The following is a 26,267-nucleotide window of genomic DNA, read 5'->3' as shown; positions in this document are numbered from 1 at the left end:
GTTCGCCTACGGAATCGAGTTGCCTCGACTTGCTGACCCGCATCCTCTCTTACTCGGGTTTCACTGCAATCTGAGACAGCAGTTTCGTCCACTCGGCTGACGGGTATGCGCTGTAGATGTGTACCTGGGAGAGCGACACGTTGTCGTGCGGCCCGGAGGGATGCTTCGCACCGGTGGCGGGCTGGCCGCAGCTGGGACAGGTACGCGCAGGTGTGCGGGCATTCCTGCACGGTGTCGCGCCGGATCGGGTGGCGGACGCGATTCAAGTCGTTGACGAGCTGACATCGAACGCGGCGCGGCACGGGCGCCCACCGATTCGGCTGCACCTTTCGCGGCACGACAACGGACAGACATTGCTGGTCACTGTGTCCGACGGCTCACCGCAGCCGCCAGAGCCGGTTGCGGTGGCGTCACCAGCCGCGATGCCGAAACACTTCGGGATGCGGATGGTTGACGCATTAAGCACGGTCTGGGGTGTTTTGACCTCCGCAGACGGCAAGATGGTCTGGGCTGAACTGCCGCTGGCAGAACAAGCCCCGTAGCGCACCACGGATCCGTTGGCCTGCACGCAGAGAAGTGCGCTGCGCGGTCTATACGCGGCCCGAACGCCCGACCAAAGCGCGCACACGCAGGTCACGCCCAGGTTCGTGACTCCCTTCAAAACCCGTCCAGTGTGAGTTCGAGTCTCACCGGGGGCACTCTCCATACCAGCACTGACCGGCCTTTCCACCAGCACCAACGGTGACGGCCGGTCGCGTACGTTCCGGTGGTGTCAGGCGGCCAACGGCCGCAGGCCAGTGCTGTGGTCTATTCGTTCGCTCAAATTCAAGGCCAACGACATCCCCGAGCCAATCGCCTAACAACCGCTCCGCGAGGGATCTGCCGTGTACGGGGGCACGCAGACCGTGCGGGCACCTGACCTGCCCTTGAGGACGACTTTTCGCAGCGTCACGTTGTTACTGGTGTCCGTTTCGAACAGCCGTCCGCCTGGGTTCGCGGTGACCTCGACGTAGTAGGTGCCGTTAGGCACGTTCGTGATGTTGAACGCCTGTCCGGCGACTCCCTGGTAGTAGGTGTCGCCCCAACCGATGGGCAGCACCTGCCGCACCCACATCGCGTCCTCCCATCCGCATGCGGTGTCGTAGCCGGGTCGCCACTCCGCATCAGGGAGGGCGAGCGCGATCGAGTCGGTCGGCACGATGCAGAAGGACTGCTTGTGGCTGCGCACCGCGGCCGTGCGGGAGTCGTCAAGTAGCCGGTAGCGGGCGAAGTCGGTGAAGTGCCAGTGGTTGTGACCTCGCTTCCGGTGGAAGTGCATGGTGCCGACACGGGCCCGTGCCACCACCTCGTCGCCCCGGTAGAAGTACTGGTAGGCGTCCATGACGTCCTCGCCCTGCCTGCGGAACCCCTCCACGTCCAGTCGCGATGTGCCACCCACCCATACGTTGGCGGCGAAGCGAAGCAGGTCGCGGCCCCGGACATGGGCCGCGCGGATGCCCCACGCCGGCAGCGACGCGAGGTCGGGCAGGTTGCGAGAAGGAGCGCGCTTCACGGTGCGCACTCTGGGATGCTTGGGCAACTGCCCCTCACCGGCCGCCGTCGACTGGCCCACATGCGACACGGCCATACCCTCGGACGAGCCGCTGCGCGTCCTGACAGTGACGGCCACAGACGCCCTCGCGTCTTTCGGGGCGATCTGGAAGAGATCGACATAGCGTCGCGCGATCGACACCGTGACCCTGTAGCGGCCGTCCGGTCCACGGAACCGCACTCCGCCGTAGTCAAGCACTCGTGTCGCCCAGCCCTCGTCGATGCCCCACACGTGCGAGAACGCGAAGTGATGCAGCCAGCAGCCGTACGGGAATCTCGGATTGTCCGGCCCCTCGGGCGCGGCGCGCTGTGGCTCGTAGCTGTTGGGGCAGAACGTTCGCAGCGGCGTGCGCTTGACGAGGTCACCGTCGGCATTTCGGACCGTGACACGCACAAAGCGAGCGAGACCGTCCCTGGCGACGATGTCGCCAGGGAGCGCCCGTTCCTGAGCCACCTCGTTGCGGCCTGCCGCGATGACCTGCGTGATCCGGTACTTCTCGTCGTAGTCAGCGCGCGCCACGCGGACGTCGAACGTGCCGTTCACCGGTGTCGCCCACACCCTGGGATCCACTCGGATCCAGGCACCCGCACTGCGTCGGTTAACGGTCTGCTCCGTCTGCGTCTGAATGAGACGCAGCGATGGCGGTGTCGGCGCCGCCTGTGCGGGTGCTACCAGCAGCACCCCGAGCATCCCCACCACGAGCGCCACCGCGCCCCATCTGCCCACACCGCGTTTCCTGGACATGACCCACCCTCCCGCCGATCCACGGCCGTGCGCATCGCACGCCGTGAACGCGCTCGCACAGCATGACAGCCCGCGTACAAGACGTATCCCTGTTGCGCGGATTCGTTACCCGGCGACAGCTAGGACCACACGCTTGTCGCAACGGCAATCGCCCGGCATGCCACGGGAAACGCGCTCAGCCGTGCAAGGCCGACGTGCCCGCCGCCGCGTGGTGCCGCCACCGTCGGACGCGCGGTACCGTGGACAACGGCATGGGAACGGACGGCGTCGGCGCGCGGCGATGGCGAATCGCGCACGTGGGTGGACTCTGCGCATTCGCGCTGGGGGTGGCGCTGCTCCTTGCCCTGCATGTGCTGCCGCCGACCAGCGATATCAGCCCGATCCGGCGCACGATCAGCGAATACGCGCACACGGATGGCAAGTGGTTGTTCGATCTGGCGGTCTTACTCATCGCCGTTGGCTCGGCGGCGACCTTCGCCGAGATCGCCCGCCGCAAGCTCGCGGGGTGGGTGACGGTCGCGCTAGGCGCGCTCTGGACCAGCAGCCTGCTGGTGATCGTGATGTTCACTAAGACGGACTGGTCGGTCGGTCCGAGCATCGGAGGCACGATCCACCGCTACGCCAGCCTGGCCGCATTTCTCTCGCTGCCGGCGGCCGTGCTGCTGGCCGCACACGTGGTGTTCCCCGTGTCGCTCGCGTGGCGGTGGCTGGCACGCGGGCTGAGCATCTTCTCGCTCACATCATTCAGCACGATCGGCTTCGCGATCATCTACATGGCCAATGGCGGACCGCCGTGGTGGGAGTTCCTGCCACTCGGCCTGGTCGAGCGACTGGTCGCGGGTAGCGCCGTCGCCGCACTCGTCGTGCTTCTCGTCGGGCTCGGCCGGTCCCCGGCGTCCGGGGGCGCAGAGGCACGCGACGCCGACGCGGACGGTCGCCGCGCTTTGGGTACCAACTTCACGCGGTCCGTGTAGCGGTTAGGCGGTAACCGCGGAAATCGTACGACACTTGGCCGAGTACCACGCGGCTGTCCGAGCCAACGATTCCGCTGACCAGCCCACGTCGAACGTTGTGCGCATCCCATCGCCGTTGCCAGGCAAGAAATCACGAAATATTCTTTTCTATTGGCAAGCGCGCACCGGATCGCCTCAGATCAGCGGCGTAATCACGGACTGCTGATGCGCCTTGTCCGAGGGCGGAACCTGTTGGGCCATCGTCCGCAACGGACCACGACGTGCCGCACCTCGTTCCCATTTCCCTAGCACCAACCTGCCCGCTGACGGAAATGCGGAAGTTTCACGAAGGAGTTGGCATGAATCTGAAACAGAAACTCGCGATCGGCGCCGCTTGTGTCGGCGTCACTCCGATCATCGTGGTCGCATTACCCGCGGGCGTCGCCAACGCGCACGGCTACGTGTCCTCGCCGCCGAGTAGGCAGGCGCAGTGCGCGGAGGGAACCGTGCCCTGCGGCCCGATCAAGTGGGAACCGCAGAGCGTGGAGGGCCCGAAGGGCTTGCGTAGTTGTAGCGGCGGCAACGCCGAGTTCGCCGAACTGGACGACGACAGCAAGGCGTGGCAGGCGACCCCGGTTGACAACTCGGTGACCTTCAAATGGACATTCACCGCGCGGCACGTCACGGCCAACTACCAGTATTTCCTGAACGGCACCAAGATCGCCGAGTTCGACGGCGGCAACCAGCAGCCGCCACCGACCATCTCGCACGACGTCGACCTCGGCGACGTGAGCGGGCGACAGAAAGTGCTCGCGGTGTGGAACATCGGTGACACCGGCAACGCCTTCTACGCCTGCATCGATCTCGACGTCAACGGCGGCGGTGGGGATCCTGACCCCGAGCCAACCACGACGACCGCGCCGCCACCGCCGACCACCACCACGACCACGTCTCCGCCCAGCGAGGGCACCTGGGAGGCGGGCACGGCGTACGAGGTGGGTAGCGAGGTGACGTACAACGGCGTCACCTACCGGTGCAGGCAGGCACACACCGCCCTTGCTGGTTGGGAACCGGATCGCACTCCGGCGCTGTGGGAGGAAGTCTGAGTTCGTTGCGGCGCACGCGGTTCGGCGTTCAGTCGTCGCGGGCGCGGGTCACGGCATCCCCGACATCGTCCGTAGCTCGCGCTCGCTGGCGTTCGCTCCGGTGCAGATCACCGCGACGCGTTTGCCCGTGAACCGCTCGGCGTTGGCGAGCAGCGCCGCCAACGCCGACGCGCCCGCACCTTCCGCGAGTGTGTGCGCGTCGCGGAGCAGCAGCCACTGCGCCTCGGCGATCGCGTCGTCGTCGACGAGCACGAAATCCGCCAGCCGTTCCCGCATGATGTGTTGCGTCAGCTCGAAACCGGTGCCGGTCGCGAGTCCTTCCACGACGGTCTGATTCGGACGGTGGACGACCTCGCCCGCACGCCACGAGTCATGGGCGGCAGGCGATGCCGCCGACTGCACGGCGACGATCTCGCAGTCCGGCGCCACCGCGTCGGCGACCACGCATGCCGCGGCGGCGCCGCTACCTCCGCCAACCGGGACGATCACCGCATCGAGGTCAGGGGCCTGTTCGAACACCTCAAGGTAGAGCGTGCCGACACCCGTGATCAGCTCCGGCTCGTTCGCGGCGCTGACCAACCGCGCTCCTCGCTCCCGCGCCAGCTTCTCCGCACATTCGCGGGCATCCTCCAGCGTGGTACCGAACTCCACGAGCTCCGCACCGAGCGCGCGCACGGCGTTCGCTTTGGCCGAGTTCGGGTTCGTCGGCATCACGATCGTGCAGGGTGCGCCGAACCTCGACGACGCATACGCCAGCGACTGCGCGTGGTTCCCGGTGGAGTACCCAACAACGCCGCACTCGCGTTCGACGGTCGGCATCTGGCCGAGCAGGGTCAGTCCACCACGGACCTTGAACGCGCCGACAGGCTGCGTGTTCTCGTGCTTGACCAGCACGTCGACACCTGTGCTTGCCGTCAGCGCGGGATACGGCCACATCGGTGTCCGAGGCAGGATCGGGTCGATCAGTGTCCGAGCGCGCAGCACATCGGTCATCGTGGGAATTCGCATGACCCTACGCTGGCAGGACCCGACACATAGGTCCAATAGATGCTTTTTCAAGAAGCATCTATATCATCTATCATTATCAAGTGGACCTCACCCGGCTCCAAGTGCTCGTCGCCGTCGCCCGCACCGGCTCGGTGACCGCGGCGGCTGAGGAACTGCACTACGCACAGCCGTCGATCAGCCACCACCTCGCGCGGCTCGAGGCCGAGGTCGGCGTGCCGCTGGTGCAACGCGCGGGCAGGGGCATCCGGCTCACCGACGCCGGTACAGTTCTGGTCAGCCGAGCGGAGGAGATCCTCGGCCGGGTGGCCGCCACCCGCGACGAGATCGCCGCCTTCGCGGGTCTCCGCGCGGGCCGGGTGCGGCTGGCGGCATTTCCGTCCGCACTCGCCACGCTGGTCCCGCCCGCTGCCGCGCGATTCGGCGAGCGACACCCCGACCTGGGACTCGGCCTGACCGAGTCCGAGCCACCGGAGTCGATCACAGCGCTGCGCAGCGGCGACATCGACGTTGCCCTGCTGTTCGCGCACGCCGATTCGGACCCGCCGCCCAACGACATCACGGTCACCGCACTGTTCGATGAGCCCCTGTACCTGGTGACAGCGGCGGACAACGACCCGAACAGCCGACACGACGGCCTGCGCGGCTATGCGAACGCACGCTGGATCGCAGGGTGCGAGCGGTGCCGCGCACACCTGCTGAAGTCGTGCCAGGCAGCCGGGTTCGTGCCGAGTATCGCGTTCGAAACCGACGACTATGTCGCGGCGCAGGCGCTCGTCGCCGCGGGACTTGGCGTCACCACCCTGCCTGGCCTCGCGTTGCTCGCGCACCGGAACACGGACGTGCGCGTGGATCAGCTTCCTGGCGAGTTCCGGCGGGTCGTGGCGGCCACCTACGGTAAGCCGCCCGCACCGCTGCCGGTGCAAGCCCTGCTCACCGCGTTGACCGACACCGCCATCCGACCAGGGTTTCCCGACTGACCCGGCCCGAGGCGTCACGCCCGCACGAGCGTGCGCAGCCTGCCATCGGTCATCTCCGTGACCCGGTCCGCGATGCCGATGTGCGCCCGGTCGTGCGTCACCAGCACCGTCGCGGTGCCGCGCTCGACCGTCAGCTCGGCGAGCAGGTCGAGAACCGCTTCACCACGCTGCCGGTCAAGGGCGCTGGTGGGTTCATCCACCAACAGCACGGCGGGTTCATTGACCAGTGCCCGGGCGATGGTGACCCGCTGCCGTTGCCCCCCGGAGAGTTGATACGGACGCCGATGGGCCTGATCGGCGAGCCCAACCGAGGCGAGCAGTTCACGAGCGCGATCCCGCATCGCGCTCGGCTTGCGACCGTCCAGGTCCGCCATCACTTGCAACTGCTCCAGTGCCGTCAGCGACGGCACCAGGTTCGGCTGCTGGAAGATGATGCCGATGTCGCGCCGACGCAGCACCGCACGCTCGGCTGGGCTGAGCCGCGTCGTCTCGTGTCCCGCGACGACGACCCGGCCGCTGTCCGGTGTGATGAGCGTCGCCGCGACCGCGAGCAGGCTGGACTTGCCGGAACCGGACGGTCCCACGACCGCGGTCAGCCTGCCAGCGGGAACGTCAAGGGACACGCCGTCGAGCGCGGTGAGACGTCCCATGCCATCTGGATACGTCAGGGTCACGTCGTCAAGAAGAAGGGTCATCGCGCGCTCCCTAGTGCATCGAGGGGATCAACGGTGGTGATCCGCCGAATGGGCAGGGCGGCGCCAATCACGCCGAGTAGAATCACAACCCCCGCCGGTAGTGCGATGGTCGTCGCGTCGAGCACGAACGGGACGTCGCTGCCCCGCACGACGGCTCCGATCGCGGCGGCGAGCGCCATACCCACTCCCGTGCCGGCCAGGAGCAGCAGCAGGGCTTGCCCGAGCGCGTCGCGCAGCAAGTACCCGGTGGACGCGCCCAACGCCTTGAGTACCGCGATGTCGCCGCCGCGCTGCACGGTCCACACGGTGAAGAAGGCCCCAATCACCAGCGCCGAGATCGCGAACAGGAACCCGCGCATAAGCTGCAGCGAACCGTTCTCCGCCTGGTACGAGCCAATCATCGTCAGCGCGTCGTCCACCGTCAGCGTCCGGGTGCCCGCTGCCGCGTCACCCGCCGCGAGATCCGCACCATCCGTTCGCAACGCGACCACTGACGCCGCATCGCCGGGGCCGAGCCGCTGCCAGGCGGACAACGACGTCCACACCACCGGCAAGTGGCTGTACGCATCCTCGCCACCGACGTCGGAAATGTGCAGGTCAAGCCCGCCGACACGGAGGACGTCGCCGACGCGCACGTCCAGCTCCGCCGCCAGCGGTGCGGACACCACGCTCCCGTCCACCAGAGACGCGGGCGCGAACGGCGCGGCGGGGTCGATGCCGAACGCCGCCACGGCGACGGCGCGATCGCCGGCGATCGCGTCGAGCGTGCGAATACCCACCGGCTCGGCGGAGGTCACGCCTGGCCGCTCACGCCACGTCAGCCAGGCGGACTCGGACAGGGACGACGTCGTGAACGACGGCTGCTGCCCGCCTGGCGGCGCGGCGAACGCGACGTGGTCCGCACCGAGACCGGTGATCGCGGACGTGTTCGCCCTGCCGAGCCCGGACGTCAGCCCGGACAACAAGCCGATCAGCATTGTGATCAGCACCACGACGACGCCAATGAGCGCGAATCGTCCCTTGGCGAAGCGCAGGTCTCTGAGTGCGACAAACATGGGTCCACCCTGCGTCGCCGAGCACCGACGCACATCGCACCGGAGGACACGGTCGCCGCGTCGAAGGGCGGAGGCCACATTCAACATTTCGATTGACCATGGACGCGCGCCGCCTGCCTACGCTGGACACGACATGTATCCACGTTCGTTCTCTCCCGTGCTGCGCATGCTGCGGCTGTGCCTGCACCTACTGATGGCGGTGCTGCTGGTGCTGGTCGCCGTGCGCGCGCTGCTCGGCGGACCCGGCAGCGCGACGGCAGCCGGTGTCGTCACCGCCAGCGTCACGATGGCCGTCGTGTACGGCGCGGGGCCGCTGCTACCTCGTGTCCGGGAATCGCGCGGCGCGGCGGCGACGTGGCTCGGGGCGCTCGGCGCGGTCTGGCTGGCACTGCTCATGCTCACCCCAGACGGGGTGTGGCTGGCGTTCCCGCTGTTCTTCCTGCACCTACACCTGCTGCCAGCCCGGTGGGGCCTGCCAGCCGTCGTGCTCACCACGGCCGCCGCGATCGGCGCGGCTCCATTCCACGGCCAGGCGTTCGGGCCAGGCACGGTCATCGGGCCGATGCTCGGCGCCGCCGTCGCCGTCGCGACCGTGCTGGGCTATCAGGCACTGCATCGGGAGAACGAACGGCGTCGCGAGCTGATCGAGGAACTGATCACCACCCGCGCGGAACTGGCCGACGCCGAACGCACCGCGGGCACCCTGGCCGAACGTGAGCGCATCGCCCGTGAGATTCACGATACGGTCGCCCAGGGACTGTCCAGCATCCAGCTTCTGCTGCGGGCGGCCGAACGCGCCGTGCCGCCGGACTCCTCTGCCCTACCGCACATCCAGCAGGCGCGCACCGCAGCGCAGGACAACCTCACCGAAGTACGCCACGTCGTGCGTGCCCTCACCCCACCCGATCTGGCGGACAATTCGCTCCCCGCCGCGCTGGAACGGCTTTGCACCAGCGTCCCTGACGCGCCCGACGCCCCCACGACGCACTTCTCGCTCAGCGGCACACCCGTCACACTGCCGATGGACTACGAGGTCGCACTGCTCCGCATCGCCCAATCCGCTATCGGCAACACGGTGCGGCACGCCCATGCCCACCACGCCGAGCTGACCCTGAGCTACATGGACACCGCTGTCGCATTGGACGTCGTGGACAACGGCAACGGTTTCGACCCCACGACGATCCCAGCGCATAGCGACGACGGCGGGCTGGGCCTCGCCGCGATGCGCGCCCGCGCCGAGTCGCTTGGCGGCACCGTCGTGGTCGAGTCGAGCCCCGGGCGTGGGACCGCGCTGTAGGTCACGCTGCCCCTGCCCACCAGCACGGAGCCGTCATGAGTGTTCGCCTGCTGCTCGCCGATGATCACCCCGTAGTGCGGGCGGGCTTGCGCGCGGTACTGGACGCCGAGCCGGACTTCGAGATCGTCGATGAGGTCGCCACGGCGGAGGACGCCGTCGCACGCACCGCCGCCGACGGCATCGACGTCGTCCTGATGGACTTGCGGTTCGGCGACGGCATGGATGGCTCAGCGGCGACCGCGACTATCACCGCACGGGCGGACGCGCCGCAGGTGCTTGTGCTCACGACATACGACACTGACGCGGACATCCTCGCCGCCGTCGAGGCGGGCGCGGCTGGCTACCTACTCAAGGACGCGCCGCCGGAGGAGCTGGCCGCCGCCGTACGCACGGCGGCGGCCGGTCGTTCCGCCCTGGCGCCCGCTGTCGCCAACCGACTCATGGCACGGATGCGCAGTCCGGGTACTACGTTGAGTCGTCGCGAACTCGACGTGCTACGGCTCGTCGCGGATGGGTTGTCGAATCAGCAGATCAGCGCGGCACTGTTTCTCAGCCAAGCCACCGTGAAATCTCACTTGGTGCACATTTTCGCCAAGCTCGATGTCGACTCTCGCACCGCCGCGGTCGCGGCGGCCACGAAACGCGGGCTGCTGCGTCGCAGCGACTGACTACAGCAACCGCCCCAGTTTCGTCCGCGAGACAAGGATCCAACCGAGACCGAAGCAGACCACGATCCCGATGGCGCCGACCAGCGCTGCTTTGACCTCGGCGGGTGCCGGCATCGGCCGTAGCGCGATGGCCAGCATGATGAGTACCGGACCCTGCAGCACGAACGCGGCGAACGAGCTGCGAATCGCGCCATCGCGCACTCTGCCGCCGCCAACGAGGTACTGCTGTGCCATACCGAGCAACCAGATCGATCCGAACACGACCAGTACCGACTCGACGGTCGCTAATAGCGCCGACTGCCAGTTCCAGCCGCCGAGGAACGGCCCCATGTCGGCGGCGAGGTTGTCCACACCGATGATCAACGCCAACGGCGGCACACTGAGCAGCGTCGCCAGGGTGACGAGACCGCTCGCGCGCCGCAGCCGGGACGGCACCCGCTCCGCCAGGCCACTACTAGCGAACACGACGCCGAAACCGAACATCGCACCGAGCTGCGGCCACTGCCACAGGTGGACGTCCCCAAAGGCGCTCGCCCGAGCCGGAATCGCGACGCGAAGCAGGAACGTCGTCAACACCAGCACCACGACGAGCACCCAGAGCTGGCTGGTGGAGTGCAGCACCGGTTGCCGCTCGTTCTCGCGCCTGCCAGCGACCCATCGCCACGCGGCGTAAATCAGCGAAAAGATCAACAACACCTCGGCGAACCACAGCGCGCCGGAGTCGAACACCCGCTCCCTGCCACTGAGGAGGAACGAGTACGAGACCGTCTGGCCCGCCGACAGGTACGCCAGCCACATCACGAGCGGCCACACGATCGCGGCGCTGATCAGGAACGGAACGCCGAGTCGCAACGTCCGGTCGCAGACGAACCGGCTCGTCCCTTTGCGCCGCAGTGAACGTGGCGTGAGCAAGCCCGCGATCAGGAAGAACGTACCCATGAAGAACAGCGCGGATGGCCCGAAGATCGCCGCGAGGACGAGTTCGACCGACGTCGTGAAGGTGACTTCGTTGACCTCGTCGTAGGCCCATCCCCCGACTGCCGAATATCCGAGAAGCGCGTGCCCGCCGATGATCCAAGCGACCAGCAGCGCACGTAGTGCGTCCAGGCTGTAGAGGCGCGTGCCCTGCTGAGTTCGCGGTACAACCGTCACGATGACCAGGATCCCCCTCCCTGGACCGCACGCCGAGAGGATTTAGACCTTTCGTGACCTTAACGCCCCAACCGGGCGAACTGTTCCCGAACCGTTTTCGTGATGACAAGGCCCTGGAGTTGGGGACGTCGTCCCAGCTCCAGGGCCCGTGGCGGAACTCGTGCTACCGGAGCACGTCTCAGAAGTCCGCGCAGGCGAACTTCGTGCCGTCCTTGTCGTCGAGGTGCAGCACGATCGACTTCGCACCCTCGCTGTTCGGGTTGTCGTTGGTGACGGTGCTCGTCGCCGTACCCTCAGCGTCAGCGGTGAACGCGATGTGGACCTCGTTGGGCGGTTCGTCCGTGCCCTTCGCGTCGAACTTGAAGTGCGGGCCACCGTTGTCCTCGGCGCACGGCCGCGCGTGCAGGTGCGACATGTAGGCGGCATCAGGCTGGAGGCCCTCGACGTCGATGGTGACGGTGGTGCCGTCATCGTGCCGTGCCAGATACGCCGTGCCGGTCACTGTCTCCGTACCAGCGGGGGCCGATTCCAGCGGCTTGAACGTGCCCTCCACGAGATTCGCGCCCTCGATCTCGTTGGCAGGGGTCGCGTTCGGGTCGCCGGTCGCCCCTTCGTGGCTGTGGTCGTGGCCAGAGTGACCGTCGTGGCCGCTGGTCTCACTGGCAGTGGTCGGGTCCGCCGTGTCGGCGGCGTTCTCGACGCCTCCCTCGGTGTCGCCGCACGCGCTCAGCGCGAGCGCGGTAGCCGACAGCGCCGCGAGCACCATGCCCGCGCGCCTGTTTCGCATCGTTTTGGCCTTGATCATGTGCAAATAGTCGCACAGTCGTGTAATTCAGTTCCCGCGACCGTGTCCCCCGTTCTCGACGTCGTGTGCGCGGTCAGCAGCAGTGCTCACCGCGCCACGCCTCACGTCCCTCGCGGACGGCGACGACAGCGATGACGATCGCGACGACCGGGTCAGCCCATGCCCAGCCGAAAAGGCTGTTCAGCAGGAGCCCCACCAGCAGCACGCCGGAGAGATAGGCACACAGCAAGGTTTGCTTCGAATCTGCGACCGCGCTTGTCGAGCCGAGCTCCCTGCCAGCGCGCCGCTGCGCCAGCGACAACGATGGCATGATGAGCAGCGACAACGCGGCGAGCACGATACCGACCGTCGACGTCCCGGCGGACTCCGCGCCGACCAGGGTCCGAACCGCCTCGACCGTGACGTAGGCAGCGAGCGCGAAGAACGACACGGCGATAACCTTCAGGGCGATTCGTTCTCGTGCTTCCGGATCGGGACCCGAGAACTGCCACGCCACCGCCGCGGCGGACGCGACCTCGATCATCGAGTCGAGTCCGAACCCGACGAGAGCGGTCGAGCCCGCGACGGTCCCCGCCGAGATCGCGATGATCCCCTCGATGATGTTGTAGGTGATCGTCGCGCCGACCAGCCAGCGCACCCTGCGGCTCAGCACCGACCGTCGCGCGATCGATGGCTGGCCACCGCCGGTCACCGCGCACTCGTCGGTGTGCTCAAGACGATGTTCCTGCCCGCTCATCGCGTCACCACGTCCTCTGTCGCGACGCCGTAGCGCGGGCACAGCGCCACGGCGTCACCGGTCGCCGCGAGCACGGCTTCCGCCGCGGCGAGTAGGTCGAGCAGTTCCGGCTGGCTCAGCGAGTAGAAGACCTGCCGCCCTTCGGGGCGTCCCGAGACCAGACCGCAGTCCCGCAGGCAGGCGACATGAGCGGACACCGTCGACTGTGCGAGCCCGAGGTCCCGTGTGAGATCCGCGACCCGCGCCTCCCCCTCGGCCAACCGGCGCACGATTTCCAATCGTGTGCCGTCGGAGAGGCTGTGGAACAGCGATACGGCCGCCTCGATGCCAACTGCCGGGGTTTTAATCGTCATGCGGCGATGATATCGCAACCCAACGATGTTGGTGCGAGGTGTCGACGTCGCTGTCGGGGGTGCCGAGCAGAATGGCGGTGTGGACATCGTCGTGGCGGAGCAGGAGGGGCACGCGAGCGACGGTGCACCGCGGTACGAACTCCGCCCCGTCAGCGCGCCGGGGCGATCCGACGTCCAGCCGCCGACCTCAAACACCGACACGGGACGCCACGAAACCCGCGACCTCACCGCGCCGGACCTGGCCGCACGGATAACCCGCCACGACACCGGGGACATCACGTGGATCGTGCCGAGCACGGACCGCGTCTACTCCGCACTGCTGCGACACGGCGTGCGTCTCCGCCGCTGTCACGACCTCGCCCTCACCGAACGGCTGTTGCTCAACAGCCAGGGACGGCACGCCGAACCGCGCGGACTCGCCGCCGCATACGCCAGGGCACGCGGCCTGCCACCGCCACCCGACCAGGACGACGTCACGGACGACAACGGCCAGGCGGCCCTCTTCGCACCACATGGGACCGGCCTACCGGGTGATGTCTCCCCCGCCGAGGCCGCGGCGGTCGTCCTGGCCGAGCAGCGCCGTGCGATCCAGCGCGCACCGGCCTCCGATCGACTGCGGCTGCTGGTGGCGTCAGAGTCGCAGAGCGCGCTTGCGGCGGCCGAAATGTCACACCACGGGCTCCCATGGCGCGCGGACATCCACGACGCCGTGCTCACCGAACTACTCGGCCGCCGCGTGGCGAACGGACGTCCGAGCACACTCGCCGACCTGGCCGACCGGATCTCCGAGGCCTTCGGCACGCCGGTCAATCCAGACCATCCGCCGAGTGTCGTACGGGCGTTTCGGCGTGCGGGGATCGACGTCTCATCCAGCAGGGCCCACGTGCTCAGAGACATCGATCATCCGGCCGTCGCACCGCTGCTGGAGTACAAGGAACTCGCCCGGCTGCACTCCGCGCACGGTTGGTCATGGCTGCGCGAATGGGTCCATGATGGACGATTTCGCGCCGCCTACATCGTAGGCGGAGTCGTGTCCGGACGGTGGGCGACCCGCGGCGGTGGCGCACTACAAATCCCGAAGGTGTTGCGCACATGCGTGCGCGCCGATCCGGGCTGGCGGTTGGTCGTCGCGGACGCCGCGCAGCTCGAACCGAGGGTCCTGGCCGCGTTGTCCGGCGACCGCCGACTCGCCGACGTCTCCGCGTCCAACGACCTCTACGCCAGCCTCGCGGCCGACGCGTTCGGAGGCGATCGCGCCCGCGCGAAGGTCGCGATGTTGTCCGCGCTGTACGGCGGCACGTCCGGGGAAGCGGGCCCACTACTGGCGCGGCTGCGCACGAGATTTCCGGACGCCGTGCACTACGTGGAGCATGCGGCAGCGGCTGGCGAGCGTGGCGAGTTGGTCCAGTCCCGTCTAGGCCGGACGTCGCCGCCACCGTCCGAGCAGTGGCGCGCGCTGACTGGCAACGCGGACGCGGGCCTGGCCGCGCACCGCGCGTCGCGAGACTGGGGCCGCTTCACCCGCAACTTCGTGGTGCAGGCCAGCGCCGCGGACTTCACCTCGGTGCTGCTGGGACTCGTGCGTCGCGCGCTGGCTGACCGCGCACCGGACGCCGAGCTGGTGTTTTTCCAACACGACGAGCTGATCGTTCACTGCCCCGCCGAGGACGCGGAGGACGTCGCTGGCGTGCTCCAGACGTGCGCCGACAAGGCAGGCGCGCTCACGTTCGGCACGCGGTGTCCGGTGCGGTTTCCGCTGGAGGCGACGCTGGTGAACTGCTACGCCGACGCGAAGTGAACGCCGGGAATGCATGACACAGCGTCCCGAGCGTCGGACACAACGTCGTGAGTGCAGGACACAACGCCCTGAGTGTCGGACACAACGTCGTGAGCGTCGGACACAGCGTCAGGGGCGGTAGTGGGCGACTCCGTCTCGGACGGTCTGCTCCAGCACGCCGGTCGTCACCAGGTGCTCCAGATGTGCCGCGGTCTCGCCGACGGCGAGGAACTGGTTGAACATCTCCAGTGTGTCGAACGCACGGTGCTTACCGGTCCAGGTCAGGCGGGACGCCGACTCGTATGCCGTCGTCGCGCCGTCGACCACCGTCTCGCGGGTGGCATCGAGCCGCTCGTCGTGGTGGTTCAGCAGTTCCTTGACCCGCACGTGCGCACTGTCGGTGACAGGACCGTGCGCAGGCAGCAGCATCATGTCCGGCAGTTCCAGCAGCAGCCGCAATGACGCCAGGTAGTCGGTCAACGCGTTGCGGCGCATCGACGGCTGAAACCCGATCGACGGCGTGATGTGAGGCAGCACATGATCGCCGGAGAACAGCAACGACGCCGCCTCGTCGGCGAAGACGATGTGCCCCGCGGTGTGGCCCGGCGTGGGCACCGCGCGCAGGGTGCGGCTGGTCAGCGCGATGTCGGTCTCGCGGTCCAGCCACTCGTCTGGCAGCTCGTACGCCTCGCGAGAGTGGCTGGGTTCGATGCCGATGTCGCGCATCGAGACCTCGCCGGGGATACCCCAGCGCCGCGGTTCGCCCAGCTGGCGCGACGTGTCACCACGCAGGATTACCTCGACGGATTCCCGTTCGCCCGCGCCGAGCGTGATCGGCGTGCCGTACTCCTTGCGCAGCGCGACCGCGAGTGTGTAGTGGTCGGCGTGCATATGCGTGGCGAGGAACCGCCGCACGTCGCGAAAGTCGTGGCCGAGCGCGGCGAGCGCGCCGCGCAGGTGCTCCTTGGCCTCGGCGTCGTGCCAGCCGGAGTCGATCAGCACGACGCCGTCGCCGTCCTCGATCACGTAGACGTTGACCGCGCGCAGGCCGTCGTTCGGCATGGGCAGCGGTACCCGGTGCACCCCTGGTGCGACCGGCTGCGGACCAGGTTCGGTCCACGGTTGGGTGTCGAAAGGCATCCGGCTCCGATCTCAGGCGAAAACCGTCCCCTCGACGCTACCCAAATAAACGCTCGTTAACAATGCCCGATGGATCACGTCCGCCGAAACGCGTCAGGTCACACTCTCCCGAGCCGGGGCAGCGGCCAACCCGGAGAACCTCAAGCGATGTTGATCAGCTTCCCCTGTGCCGCGTCCACCAGAACCCGACAAAGCAGACGTCGGCTGGTCACAGCGCAGGGGAAGTTGATCCACATCTCGCCCGAGCCGCGCCCGCCAGAACCGCGCTCGCCCGAACCGCGCCCACCAGAGCCGCGCTCGCCCCAGCCGACGCTGCGCCCGCCCCGCGCGATCTCCGCGTCACGACGTCCCGAGCCGGGGCAGTTCGATCGCGGGACAGCGGTCCATCACCATGTCCAGCCCCGCACGAGTAGCGCGCTCGTAAGCCGCCTGATCGACCACGTCGAGCTGGAACCACACCGCTTTCGCGCCGATCTCCACGGCGGCGTCAGCGTACTGACCTGCTTCGTCGGCGCGCCGGAAGACGTCGACACAGTCAATCGCGAACGGGATGTCCGCGAGAGTCGCGTAACCCTGCTCGCCGTGTACTGTCGCGGCGCTGGGGTGTACTGGCACGATGCGTTTGCCGTTGCGCTGCAGCGTCTTCGCCACGCCGTACGCGGGCCGTGATGGATTGTCACCGAGCCCGACGATCGCCCAGGTCTCACACCCAGTCAGGATCCGGCGGATGGTGTCTTGCTCAGTCTGCGTTCTTCCTGCTCGCTCCACGCCGCCAGTCTGCCGCGACACCTACGCCCGCGCCACGAGCACCGAGTTGACCACCTCGGAGTGCGGATGGACCTCCAATTCAACCCGCAGCCCCGCCAGATCCTCCGCTCGCACACACGGGTACAGCAACGAGCGCAGCCCGACCGCCGACCGCACCAGCACCAGCGTGCCGGGCCGCAACAGCCGCGCCAGCCGTCCGCTGACCGCTCGCTTACCGACGGCGTCCTGCCCGACCAACGCGGCGAGCACCACGACGTCGCAGTCCGCGATGCGCTCGCCGCGCAACACGTCCCCGCTCGCCGGGTCGTCCAGGTCGGCGTGCGCGGCGGTGGCGTCGACGCCGAGCGCCGCGGTGAGCTTCCCGCCAAGCTGGAGGCTGTCGAGATCGCGGTCGACGTGCAGCACCGACGCGCCGTAGTCGCGCGCCAGCACAACCCCTGTCAGCGGCAGCGGTCCGGATCCGAGTACCGCCACCCGCCGGGGCCGGTCGCCGCCCGCCGCGAAGACCGCGCCCAGCTCCATCCGCACTAGCTCGCGGTAGTTGTCCAGGTACGGAAACCGTGCCAGCTCGGCGCCCGGGTCGTCCGCGGCGAGCACGCGGTGGGCCCAGTGCAGCTCAAGCGCGGTCTCCCCCACCGCACACAGCCGGCGCGTCGCCGACGCCTCGTCGTCCAGTTGCGCCAGCGCGGAGTCGGCCAGCGGTGACGGCGTCGTGCAGCACAGCCCGACCAGCTCGGTGAACAGTGCATTGACCTCCTGGCAGGGCCGCAGGTCAGCGGTCGACTCCAGCCGTGTCCGCAACTGCCGCACGCGCCGCGATACCGCGCTGGCCGCGCTCACCTGTGCCTGGTGATCACCCACAGAGACACTCTAATGGAATCCGTTTTCAATTAGACAGCGGGGTGTGCTCACGCGTGTACTCAGGGCTACCGCGCCCGGGACAGCCCCGCCTTCGCCGCCACCTGGATCAGTCGCTGGTAGCCGGACCCCAGCGCACGCGGCATCAGGTCGAGCCCGTAGGCGTCGGGGCCGACCAGAACCTTCGCCTCGTTCCGGCGCACGCCGCGCAGGATGCGCTTGGCCGCCGCTTCCGGAGTGGTGCGCGCGATCTTCTCGAACAGTTCCGCCAGCTGGTCAGAGTCCTTGCCGGTCGCGGCCCTGGCGTTCTTGGCGATGTTGGTCTTGATGCCGCCCGGATGCACGCAGCTCACGCCGACCGGGTGGCCCGCGATGCGCATCTCCTGCCGCAGCGCCTCGGTGAAGCCGCGCACCGCGAACTTCGTGGCGTTGTAGGCACTCTGGCTCGGCACCGCGATCAGACCGAACACGCTGGAGACGTTGACGAGGTGGCCGTCACCGGAGTCGATCAGGTACGGCAGGAACGCCTTGGTCCCGTGCATGACGCCCCAGAAGTTGATGTTGACGATCCACTCGAAGTCGTCCCAGCTCATCTCGGTGACGTCGGCGGTCAGCGCGACACCAGCGTTGTTGAACACCAGGTTGACCCGGCCGAACTCCGCGGCCACGGCCTCGGCGTTGGCGTAGACGGCGTCCCGGTCGGCGACGTCGAGGACGTCGTGGCGCACCGTGGCACCTTCGGCCTCGCACAGCTTCACCGTCTCGGCGAGCCCGGTGACGTTGACGTCGGAGAGCGCGAGCTTCGACCCGGCGCGGGCCAGCTCGACGGCAAGCGCCCTGCCGATCCCCGATCCGGCTCCGGTAATGACTGCGACTTTGCCATCGAAGGACTTCACTGGCCCGCCTTTCGTTCCGCTGGATGCGTTGAGCGGAACGATAACCTACTAACAGTAAGTTAGCTAGACGACGGTGTCTCGGATGACACCTGCGCGGGTCGGGGCGCGCCGAGCAGGCCGATGTGGCCCTCGTCGTGGATCCGCTCCGTCATGTGCGGATAGTGCAGCTCGAACGCGGGCCGCTCGGAACGGATGCGCGGCAGCTCGGTGAAGTTGTGCCTCGGCGGCGGGCAGCTCGTCGCCCATTCGAGCGAGTTGCCGAAGCCCCACGGGTCGTCGAGGTCGGCGACGTCGCCGAACCGGTAGCTGCGCACCGCGTTCCACAGGAACACCAGCATGGAGGCGCCCAGCACGAACGAGCCCGCCGTGGAGATCATGTTCAGCCAGGTGAACCCGTCCGACGGCAGGTAGTCGGCATAACGCCGGGGCATGCCCTCGTTCCCGAGCCAGTGCTGCACAAGGAATGTGGCATGGAAGCCGATGAACGTGGTCCAGAAGTGCCACTTGCCGAGTCCCTCGTCCATCATCCGGCCGGTCATCTTCGGGAACCAGAAGTAGATGCCGGAGAACGTCGCGAACACGATCGTGCCGAAGAGCACGTAGTGGAAGTGCGCCACCACGAAGTAGGTGTCGGACACGTGGAAGTCGAACACCGGGGCGGCGAGGATGACCCCGGTGAGTCCGCCGAGCAGGAACGTCACCATGAAGCCGACCGCCCACAGCATCGGCGTCTCGAAACTGAGCTTGCCGTGCCACATGGTGCCGATCCAGTTGAAGAACTTGATCCCGGTAGGCACCGCGATCAGGAAGGTCAGCAGCGAGAAGAACGGCAGCAGCACCGCGCCGGTCGCGAACATGTGGTGCGCCCACACCACGAACGACAGCGCCGTGATGCCCATCGTCGCCAGCACCATGAGCTTGTAGCCGAACAACGGCTTCCGGCTGAACACCGGCACCACCTCGGTGATGATGCCGAAGAACGGCAGCGCCACGATGTAGACCTCGGGATGACCGAAGTACCAGAACAGGTGCTGCCAGAGGATCGCGCCGCCGTTGGCGGGGTCGAAGACGTGCGCGCCGAGACGGCGGTCGGCGGCCAAGCCGAACAACGCCGCGGTCAGGATCGGAAACACCGCCAGCACCAGCACACTGGTGAACAGGATGTTCCAGGTGAAGATCGGCATCCGCCACATCGTCATACCGGGCGCGCGCAGGCACACGATCGTGGTCACCATGTTCACCGCACCGAGGATGGTGCCAAGACCGGACACGATCAGTCCGAAGATCCACAGGTCGCCGCCGACACCAGGGGAATACGCGGCGGTGGACAGCGGCGCGTACGCGAACCAGCCGAAGTCGGCCGCGCCGGCCGGAGTCAGGAAAGACGACAGCACGATCGTGCCGCCGAACAGGAACAACCAGTACGAGAACGCGTTGAGCCGGGGAAACGCGACGTCCGGCGACCCGATCTGCAGGGGCAGCACGACGTTGGCGAAGCCGAACAGGATCGGTGTCGCGTACAGCAGCAGCATGATCGTGCCATGCATGGTGAACAGCTGGTTGTACTGTTCGGCGGAAAGGAACTGCAGGCCAGGCCGCCCCAACTCGGCGCGGATCAGCATCGCCAGCGCGCCGCCGATCATGAAGAACGCGATCGACGTCACCAGGTACAGGATGCCGATCTGCTTGTGATCGGTGGTGCGCAGCATCCCGAGCAGTACGCCGCCCTTCTTGGCGCGTACCGCTGGCCTGCTGGGTACTGGTGTTGCCACCTCGGGGGTTTCCGCGAGGCGGGACTCTCGTGTCTCTGTCATCGCGGTCCGACCTCGCGACCAGTGTCCGCCACATCCGCCGCTGTGGCCAGAGGCCAGCTGTGGTCAATCCGCGTGATCATGCCGCCGATGTGCGTTTACGACGTGCGATGGCCGCCCAGCGTTCCGACTCGTCGAGTCCGCCCCATATGCCGAAGGGCTCCTCGGCGGTCAGCGCGTGATGTCGGCACTGCACCAGCACGGGGCATGTCCGGCAGACCGCCTTCGCCGCCGCGATCCGCGCCGACCGGGCGCGGCCACGCTCGGCGTCCGGGTGGAAGAACAGGTCGCTGCTCACACCGCGGCACGCGCCGTAGCGCTGCCAGTCCCAGTTGTCGGCGACAGGGGTGGGCAGTCGTGATGTCTCGGCCACGCCAGGGTCACCTCCTTGATCTGTTGCGACCATGGAGGTGGTACCCACTCACGCCCGAGTCGAACCACCTGACGATCAGAGAGATTATGGAGAGGTGACCTTCACCGATCGCACCGACGCTGGCCGCAAGCTGGCCGCCGAACTGACGCGCCGTACATGGACCGACCCGGTGGTGCTGGCGCTGCCGCGCGGTGGTCTCCCGGTCGCCGCCGAGGTGGCCGCGGCGCTCGACGCCCCGCTGGACGTCGTGGTGGCACGCAAGATCGGCGCACCAGACCAGCCGGAGCTGGCGGTCGGCGCGGTTACGGCGGATGGCGTCTACTTGCTCGACGACGCCACCCTCACCGCGCTCGGTCTGCGCAGGCCCGACGTCGCCGACCAGCTCACCGCGGCGACCGCGGAAGCCCGCAGGCGGCAGGAGCGATTCGGCGCGGCTGACCCGCCGCGACTGGCCGGTAGAGACGTGATCATCGTCGACGACGGACTCGCCACCGGTATGACGGCGCTGGCGGCCGTGCACGCTGTCCGGGAACACGAACCGCGGTCGGTCTGTCTCGCCGTTCCGGTCGGCTCCACTGCCGCGGTGCGCCGTCTCGAAGCGGCGGCCGACGCGGTGGTGTGCCTGAGCCAACCACCGAAGTTCACCGCCGTCGGCCAGTGGTACCGCGACTTCCGGCAGATCACCGATGCCGAGGTGGACTCGCTTGTGGCGGCGCACGCGCGGTAGAGCATCACTCCCCCGCCAGGTGCCGCTCGAACCACTCCCCGGCGTGGTCGGCGACCTGTTCCAGCGCGCCCGCTTCCTCGAACAGATGGGTCGCACCCGGCACGACGCGCAGTTCGTGCTCCGCGCTCAGCTGGGTGGCCGCCTGCTGGTTGAGCGTGATCACCTCCGGGTCGCGCTCCCCGACGAGCAACAACGTCGGTGCTCGCACGTTTGCGAGGTCGTCACCGGCGAGGTCCGGCCGTCCCCCTCGGGACACGACCGCCCGCACCAGGTCGGGACGCTGCGCCGCCGCGCGGAGCGCGACGGCCGCTCCCGTGCTCGCCCCGAAGGCGGCGATCGGCAGCCCCGCCGTCGCCGCGTGCCCCGCGACGTGCTCGAGCGCACGGACCAACCGGGGCGTCAACATATCGATGTCGAAGCGGTGCCGCGCGGTCTGCCGGTCATACCTGTCCTCGTTCTCGTCGAGAAGGTCGAACAGCAGCGTCGCCAGCCGCCGATCCTGCAGCGACCGGGCGACCGCGCGGTTGCGGCTACTGAACCGAGAGCTGCCCGAGCCGTGCGCGAACACCACCGCTCCCACCGCGTCGGCTGGCACGACCAGGTCGCCAGACAGCTCAGTGCCGCCGCTGGGAATGGTGACCGGCACCGTCATGGCAACCCCCCGCCCGCGCCGCCGAACTCACTCGACTCGCCCGGCTGACCGGTCAGGTCGGCGACGGCGGCCACGACGTCAGGATGGCCCAATGTGCGCGGCTCCGGCTCACCTTCGTCACCGACGACGCTGACCCGCACGCCGCCGTCGCTGAGCCTGGTCACCGACTCGGCGGGCACCGTGCCGGGATCGACGAGCAGCAACGAGCGTGGCGGGTGCGACTCGCAGAAGTCGACGGCGATCGCCGCACCGGTACCGCCAGCGACGACGTCGAGTGGCAGCCGCGCGGCTGCGAGTTCGTGCACCTTCTGGGTGGCTTCAGTGAGCGTGTCCATCGCGGGCAGGCGACACCACAGCACTTGGTGCTGCCAGAGCAGGTGATGCCAGCTCGCGGGCACGTCCTCGTGTTTGGCCAGCCCGTCCGGGTCGAACACCATGATCGCGGGCGCTCCGGCGAGGCCAGCGGTCACCAGCGTGGGACCGACCTCGCGCGGGCGGGTTTCGTACTCGGCCATCCGCATCAGTCCTTGTTGTCCTTACTTCACACGAGGGTCCGACTCCGCGCTCGATGCTGGTGGCTCGTTCCGTGGCCCCGCGCTGGCTCTGTCGAACTCGCGGCGCGGGTGGTGCAGTTCGCCGAGCGCGACGATCTGCCTGCGGAACGGCAGCGAGAGCAACCAGTCGAAGCTGATGCGGACCTTGCGGTGCGCCGTCGGCATGGTCGCCAGGTGATAGCCCCGGTGCAAGGCCCAGGCCAGCGGGCCTTTCAGCTTCACGCCGTAGATCTCGGCCACGCCCCGGTACAGGCCAAGGCTGGCCACCGAGCCCGCGTAGGCGTGCTTGTAGCGGCGTGGCGCGTCGCCGCGCAGCAGCGACACGATGTTCTTCGCGAGGCGTTTCGCCTGCCTGGAGGCGTGCTGCGCCGACGGCGGGCAGGTCCGCGTCGGAGAGCGGGAGAGGTCAGGCACGGCGGCGCAGTCGCCCGCGGCGAACACGACGTCCTGTCCATCGACGCGTAGGTCCGCGTCGCAGCGCACCCTGCCCTTGTCATCGAGCGGGAAGCCGGTGTTGGCCAGCATCGGATGCGGCGCGACGCCCGCCGTCCACACCACGGTGTCGGCGTCGAAACCCGTGCCGTCCGAAAGCTTGACGTAACCGTCCTCGATGGACTCCAGCGTGGTGTTGAGGTGGGTCTCGAAACCCTCGTCCCGCAGGAAGTCCAACGTGTACTGGCCAAGCCCCTCGCTGACCTCGGGCATGATGCGGCTCGCCGCCTCGACCAGCACCCACCGCATGTCCGACGGCCGGATCGTCTCGTAGTAGTCCGACGCCGCGCTCGCCATGTTGGCCAACTCGGCCAGCGCCTCGACGCCCGCGTAGCCGCCGCCGACGAACACGAACGTCAGCAGCTTCTCCCGCAGCTTCGGATCGAGGGTGCTCGCCGCCGCGTCCAATCGGGACAGCACATGGTTGCGTAGGTAGATCGCCTCGGCCAGGGTCTTGAACCCGACCGCGTGCTCAGCGAGACCGGGAATCGGCAGCGTCTTCGACCACGATCCCGGCGCGAGCACCAAGACGTCGTAGCCGATGTGGCGGGTGTGGCCGTCCGCGACCAGCACGCTGACCGTACGCTCGTCCGGTCGTGCCCCGATGACCTCGCCGCTGAGCACCTCGCAGCCAGGCAACGCCTCACGCAACGGCACCACGACGTGGCGCGGTTCCACCGACCCGGCCGCCGCCTCGGCGAGAAACGGCTGGTACGTCATGTAGGAGCGCGGATCGATGACGGTCACGGTCGCCTCATCGCCGCGCAACGACGCACGTAGCGACCGAGCCGCGTTCATCCCGACGTGGCCGCCGCCGACGATCACGATCCGCGCGGGAGCCTCCGCCCCGTGAGTCATCCGCCTTGCCTTCCGAGTTGGGTTCAGTCCATCTGTGCGGATACCCGATCGCGGCCGATCCAATCCTCCCGCGGCGACCTCCCGGCGGCGTCAAGCGGTCGCGGGCAGCACCTGACCGGTCACCTCGCCGAAGCCGATACGCGTGCCAGCCGGTCCCGGCGCCGACGCCGAGATCGTCACCACGTCGCCGTCGTTGAGGTAAGCGCGATGTGTGCCGTCGCCAAGCAGCAACGGCTCGGTCGCGTCCCAGGTCAGCTCCAGCAGCGAGCCGCGCTCGTCCGGCTCTGGCCCCGACACCGTTCCCGAGGCGTAGAAGTCGCCCGTGCGCAGCGACGCGCCGTTGACCGTCATGTGCGCCAGTTGCTGCGCCGCGCTCCAGTACATCGACCCGAACGGCGGACGGGAGATGACGTGCCCGTTCAACCGCACCTCCATCGCGATGTCCAGGCCCCAGTCGGCGTCCGGCATCAGGTAGGACGGCGGTGCCGGGTCCTGCGGCGGCGACGGCAGCCTGGCGTGGCCGAGCGCGTCCAGCGGCACGACCCACGGCGAGACCGACGTCGCGAACGACTTGCCGAGGAACGGCCCGAGCGGCACGTACTCCCACGCCTGGATGTCGCGGGCGGACCAGTCGTTGACCAGGCACACGCCGAAGACGTGGTCGGCGAACCGCTCGATCGGCACCGGTTCACCGAACGCGCTCGGGGTGCCGACGACGAAGCCAACCTCGGCCTCGATGTCGAGCTTCCGCGTGGCCCCGAACGACGGCGCGTCCTCGCCGGTCTGCTTGCGCTGCCCGCACGGACGCACCACCGGCTGGCCAGACGCCACGACGGTGCCCGCGCGGCCGTGGTAGCCGATCGGCAGGTGCTTCCAGTTCGGCGGCAGCGCGGCCGAGTCGGGCCGGAAGATGCTGCCGACGTTGCGGGCGTGGTGCTCGCTGGCATAGAAGTCGACGTAATCGGCGACCTCGAACGGTAAGTGCAGGTGCAGGCCGGCGCGGTCCAGCCGGTGCGCCAGCACCATCGGCCGGTGGGCCGGGTCCCTCAGCCACGTCGTGATGCGTTCCCGCACCGCGCGCCAGGTCGGCCGGCCCGCCGCGAGCAGCGGGTTCAGCACCTCGGCGGCTAGTAGCGGCGCGAAGTCCTCGCCCTCGGCGGCGGCGATCGCGGCCACGTCGAGCACGCTGTCACCGATCGCCACTCCGATCTTGCGGGGACCGTCCTCGGTGCGCGAGTACACGCCGAATGGCAGATTGGCCACGCCGAACTCGCTGCCCGGTGGGATATCGAACCAGGTGTCACCGTTGTGCGTCTCGTCCACTCCACCACCCTAGGAGGGCCACGAACGGTCGCGGGAGCGGCCAAGCCGGTAGCGTGCTCCCTCCCTGCCGACTTCGGCGACGCTATGGCAACATCAACCTCGTTTCAGGCCACCAGTGGAACCATCGGCGGGTGTGTTCGGGGTCGCGAGCCTGAACTCGACGAGTATGGAACGAATCGTGCCCGCCGGAAGTCGATACTGGGGCAAGCTGTCGCCCGCAGGGCGTTCGTTGTACGAGTTGACGGGGGGATCTCCCACATGTCGCAGCCACCCGGTCCAGAAGGGCCCTACCAGCAGCAGCCAGGCCAGGGCGGGTACGGCCCACCGCAGGGCTACCCGCAGCAGGGGCCGATGGGCTACCCGGGGCAGCCCGGCCAGCAACCCGGCCAGTATCCGCAGCAGGGGCCGCCACCGGGCCAGTACCCGCCGCCTGGCCAGCCCGGCCAGTACCCACCCGGCTACGACCCGTTCGGCGGTCAGCAGCCGAAGAAAAAGAGCCCGCTGCCGTGGATTCTCGGCGGCGTCGCCGCGCTCGTCGTCATCGCGGGCGCCGCCGCCCTGTTCGTCTCGTTGCTCGGCTCGAACACGGGGACGGCGGAAGGCACGGCTGAGGCGTTCGTGGTCGCGTTCAACGACAGGGATCGCGACGAGATCACCGACCTGGTGTGTACGGAAACACTGGAACAGATCACCAATAACGGAGGTGACTTCTTCGCCGAGATCCCCGACGGTGCCTCCATTGAACTCGATCAGATCGAGGAGGAGGAGACGACCGCGACGGCCCGCTACAAGCGGTTCGTGGACGGCGCACCCCGCGATCCGTGGCGAATCGAGCTGGTCAAGCGCGATGACAAGTGGGAAATCTGCGACTAACGCGGGACTCGCGGCACCGGAGCGC

At 68.3% G+C, this 26,267-nt stretch carries 27 protein-coding genes; 9 read left to right on the top strand and 18 right to left on the bottom strand.

The genetic code is table 11. The annotated features are described in order from the left end of the window. Nucleotides 1–116 precede the first annotated feature (116 nt). Nucleotides 117–542, top strand: a complete 426-nt coding sequence (locus ACFQGD_RS14625) for an ATP-binding protein (protein WP_345398511.1) — start codon at nt 117–119, stop codon at nt 540–542. A 314-nt stretch (nt 543–856) separates the two neighbouring features. Here the strand turns inward: ACFQGD_RS14625 and ACFQGD_RS14620 are convergent, their stop codons facing one another. Continuing rightward, a complete protein-coding gene (locus tag ACFQGD_RS14620; RefSeq protein ID WP_345398508.1) occupies nt 857–2,335 on the bottom strand; it encodes a lysyl oxidase family protein in 1,479 nt (492 codons plus the stop codon). A gap of 251 nt (nt 2,336–2,586) precedes the next feature. Here ACFQGD_RS14620 and ACFQGD_RS14615 point away from each other — a divergent pair, with 251 nt between their 5' ends. Then, nucleotides 2,587–3,309 (top strand): DUF998 domain-containing protein, encoded by a 723-nt coding sequence (locus ACFQGD_RS14615; protein WP_345398505.1) that lies wholly within the window; start codon nt 2,587–2,589, stop codon nt 3,307–3,309. 338 nt (nt 3,310–3,647) lie between these two features. Beyond that, nucleotides 3,648–4,394: a lytic polysaccharide monooxygenase gene (locus ACFQGD_RS14610; RefSeq protein ID WP_345398502.1), complete on the top strand. Its 747-nt coding sequence runs from the start codon at nt 3,648–3,650 to the stop codon at nt 4,392–4,394. A 48-nt stretch (nt 4,395–4,442) separates the two neighbouring features. Here the strand turns inward: ACFQGD_RS14610 and ACFQGD_RS14605 are convergent, their stop codons facing one another. After that, nucleotides 4,443–5,402: a threonine ammonia-lyase gene (locus ACFQGD_RS14605; RefSeq protein ID WP_345398499.1), complete on the bottom strand. Its 960-nt coding sequence runs from the start codon at nt 5,400–5,402 to the stop codon at nt 4,443–4,445. An 80-nt stretch (nt 5,403–5,482) separates the two neighbouring features. Here ACFQGD_RS14605 and ACFQGD_RS14600 point away from each other — a divergent pair, with 80 nt between their 5' ends. Continuing rightward, nucleotides 5,483–6,379 (top strand): LysR family transcriptional regulator, encoded by an 897-nt coding sequence (locus ACFQGD_RS14600; RefSeq protein WP_345398496.1) that lies wholly within the window; start codon nt 5,483–5,485, stop codon nt 6,377–6,379. Nucleotides 6,380–6,393: 14 nt separating this feature from the next. Here the strand turns inward: ACFQGD_RS14600 and ACFQGD_RS14595 are convergent, their stop codons facing one another. Both ACFQGD_RS14595 and ACFQGD_RS14590 read right to left on the bottom strand, forming a co-directional pair. Beyond that, a complete protein-coding gene (locus ACFQGD_RS14595; protein WP_345398493.1) occupies nt 6,394–7,074 on the bottom strand; it encodes an ABC transporter ATP-binding protein in 681 nt (226 codons plus the stop codon). Beyond that, complete coding sequence (locus ACFQGD_RS14590) at nt 7,071–8,129, bottom strand: ABC transporter permease (protein ID WP_345398490.1); 1,059 nt, start codon at nt 8,127–8,129, stop codon at nt 7,071–7,073. Before ACFQGD_RS14590 ends, ACFQGD_RS14595 begins: the two co-directional genes overlap by 4 nt. A gap of 133 nt (nt 8,130–8,262) precedes the next feature. Between ACFQGD_RS14590 and ACFQGD_RS14585 the strand changes: the two genes are divergently transcribed. Next, entirely contained in the window at nt 8,263–9,426 is a 1,164-nt protein-coding gene (locus ACFQGD_RS14585) for a sensor histidine kinase (RefSeq protein ID WP_345398487.1), read from the top strand. A 35-nt stretch (nt 9,427–9,461) separates the two neighbouring features. Then, on the top strand, nt 9,462–10,094 hold the full coding sequence (locus tag ACFQGD_RS14580) for a response regulator transcription factor (RefSeq protein ID WP_345398484.1): 633 nt from the start codon (nt 9,462–9,464) through the stop codon (nt 10,092–10,094). Here the strand turns inward: ACFQGD_RS14580 and ACFQGD_RS14575 are convergent, their stop codons facing one another. The 4 genes from ACFQGD_RS14575 to ACFQGD_RS14560 all read right to left on the bottom strand — a co-directional run bounded on the left by ACFQGD_RS14575 (nt 10,095) and on the right by ACFQGD_RS14560 (nt 13,140). Beyond that, nucleotides 10,095–11,246: an acyltransferase family protein gene (locus tag ACFQGD_RS14575; protein ID WP_345398481.1), complete on the bottom strand. Its 1,152-nt coding sequence runs from the start codon at nt 11,244–11,246 to the stop codon at nt 10,095–10,097. 178 nt (nt 11,247–11,424) lie between these two features. After that, entirely contained in the window at nt 11,425–12,033 is a 609-nt protein-coding gene (locus ACFQGD_RS14570) for a hypothetical protein (protein ID WP_345398478.1), read from the bottom strand. A 91-nt stretch (nt 12,034–12,124) separates the two neighbouring features. Further along, nucleotides 12,125–12,787: a cation efflux transmembrane domain-containing protein gene (locus ACFQGD_RS14565; RefSeq protein WP_345398475.1), complete on the bottom strand. Its 663-nt coding sequence runs from the start codon at nt 12,785–12,787 to the stop codon at nt 12,125–12,127. Further along, complete coding sequence (locus ACFQGD_RS14560; protein ID WP_345398472.1) at nt 12,784–13,140, bottom strand: ArsR/SmtB family transcription factor; 357 nt, start codon at nt 13,138–13,140, stop codon at nt 12,784–12,786. Before ACFQGD_RS14560 ends, ACFQGD_RS14565 begins: the two co-directional genes overlap by 4 nt. 25 nt (nt 13,141–13,165) lie before the next feature. On the opposite strand from ACFQGD_RS14560, the gene ACFQGD_RS14555 reads away from it, so the two are divergent. After that, nucleotides 13,166–14,938, top strand: a complete 1,773-nt coding sequence (locus tag ACFQGD_RS14555) for a bifunctional 3'-5' exonuclease/DNA polymerase (RefSeq protein ID WP_345398469.1) — start codon at nt 13,166–13,168, stop codon at nt 14,936–14,938. 108 nt (nt 14,939–15,046) lie between these two features. Here the strand turns inward: ACFQGD_RS14555 and ACFQGD_RS14550 are convergent, their stop codons facing one another. From ACFQGD_RS14550 to ACFQGD_RS14525, 6 genes are all read right to left on the bottom strand, one after another. Further along, the gene (locus tag ACFQGD_RS14550) at nt 15,047–16,057 is read right to left on the bottom strand and encodes an MBL fold metallo-hydrolase (protein WP_345398466.1); all 1,011 of its coding nucleotides are present in this window, start codon (nt 16,055–16,057) and stop codon (nt 15,047–15,049) included. Nucleotides 16,058–16,396: 339 nt separating this feature from the next. Then, nucleotides 16,397–16,825 carry a CoA-binding protein gene (locus tag ACFQGD_RS14545; RefSeq protein WP_345398463.1) on the bottom strand — a complete coding sequence of 143 codons (429 nt, stop codon included), beginning with the start codon at nt 16,823–16,825 and terminating at the stop codon, nt 16,397–16,399. A gap of 21 nt (nt 16,826–16,846) precedes the next feature. Beyond that, the gene (locus tag ACFQGD_RS14540) at nt 16,847–17,686 is read right to left on the bottom strand and encodes a nicotianamine synthase family protein (RefSeq protein ID WP_345398460.1); all 840 of its coding nucleotides are present in this window, start codon (nt 17,684–17,686) and stop codon (nt 16,847–16,849) included. 65 nt (nt 17,687–17,751) lie between these two features. Beyond that, nucleotides 17,752–18,579 carry an SDR family NAD(P)-dependent oxidoreductase gene (locus ACFQGD_RS14535; protein WP_345398457.1) on the bottom strand — a complete coding sequence of 276 codons (828 nt, stop codon included), beginning with the start codon at nt 18,577–18,579 and terminating at the stop codon, nt 17,752–17,754. Nucleotides 18,580–18,638: 59 nt separating this feature from the next. Continuing rightward, nucleotides 18,639–20,393: an aa3-type cytochrome oxidase subunit I gene (ctaD, locus tag ACFQGD_RS14530; protein ID WP_345398454.1), complete on the bottom strand. Its 1,755-nt coding sequence runs from the start codon at nt 20,391–20,393 to the stop codon at nt 18,639–18,641. 76 nt (nt 20,394–20,469) lie between these two features. After that, complete coding sequence (locus ACFQGD_RS14525) at nt 20,470–20,763, bottom strand: WhiB family transcriptional regulator (RefSeq protein ID WP_345398451.1); 294 nt, start codon at nt 20,761–20,763, stop codon at nt 20,470–20,472. A gap of 94 nt (nt 20,764–20,857) precedes the next feature. Between ACFQGD_RS14525 and ACFQGD_RS14520 the strand changes: the two genes are divergently transcribed. Beyond that, entirely contained in the window at nt 20,858–21,490 is a 633-nt protein-coding gene (locus tag ACFQGD_RS14520; protein WP_345398448.1) for a phosphoribosyltransferase, read from the top strand. Between the two features lie 4 nt (nt 21,491–21,494). Here ACFQGD_RS14520 and ACFQGD_RS14515 read toward each other — a convergent pair whose 3' ends face one another. The 4 genes from ACFQGD_RS14515 to fahA form a co-directional block, all read right to left on the bottom strand. Beyond that, on the bottom strand, nt 21,495–22,142 hold the full coding sequence (locus ACFQGD_RS14515) for a dienelactone hydrolase family protein (protein WP_345398445.1): 648 nt from the start codon (nt 22,140–22,142) through the stop codon (nt 21,495–21,497). Further along, nucleotides 22,139–22,657, bottom strand: coding sequence for a hypothetical protein (locus ACFQGD_RS14510; protein ID WP_345398442.1), 519 nt, complete (start codon nt 22,655–22,657; stop codon nt 22,139–22,141). Before ACFQGD_RS14510 ends, ACFQGD_RS14515 begins: the two co-directional genes overlap by 4 nt. 21 nt (nt 22,658–22,678) lie before the next feature. Then, a complete protein-coding gene (locus tag ACFQGD_RS14505; RefSeq protein WP_345398439.1) occupies nt 22,679–24,046 on the bottom strand; it encodes an NAD(P)/FAD-dependent oxidoreductase in 1,368 nt (455 codons plus the stop codon). Between the two features lie 90 nt (nt 24,047–24,136). Then, nucleotides 24,137–25,369, bottom strand: a complete 1,233-nt coding sequence (fahA, locus tag ACFQGD_RS14500) for a fumarylacetoacetase (protein WP_345398436.1) — start codon at nt 25,367–25,369, stop codon at nt 24,137–24,139. Between the two features lie 258 nt (nt 25,370–25,627). Between fahA and ACFQGD_RS14495 the strand changes: the two genes are divergently transcribed. Next, on the top strand, nt 25,628–26,242 hold the full coding sequence (locus ACFQGD_RS14495) for an Rv0361 family membrane protein (RefSeq protein ID WP_345398433.1): 615 nt from the start codon (nt 25,628–25,630) through the stop codon (nt 26,240–26,242). The last annotated feature ends 25 nt before the right edge of the window (nt 26,243–26,267 follow it).

This window comes from Haloechinothrix salitolerans (genome assembly GCF_042662605.1).
GTDB lineage: Bacteria > Actinomycetota > Actinomycetes > Mycobacteriales > Pseudonocardiaceae > Haloechinothrix_A > Haloechinothrix_A salitolerans.
The sequence above is the reverse complement of the archived record's forward strand: the minus strand, read 5'-3'. Positions and strand labels throughout refer to the sequence as shown.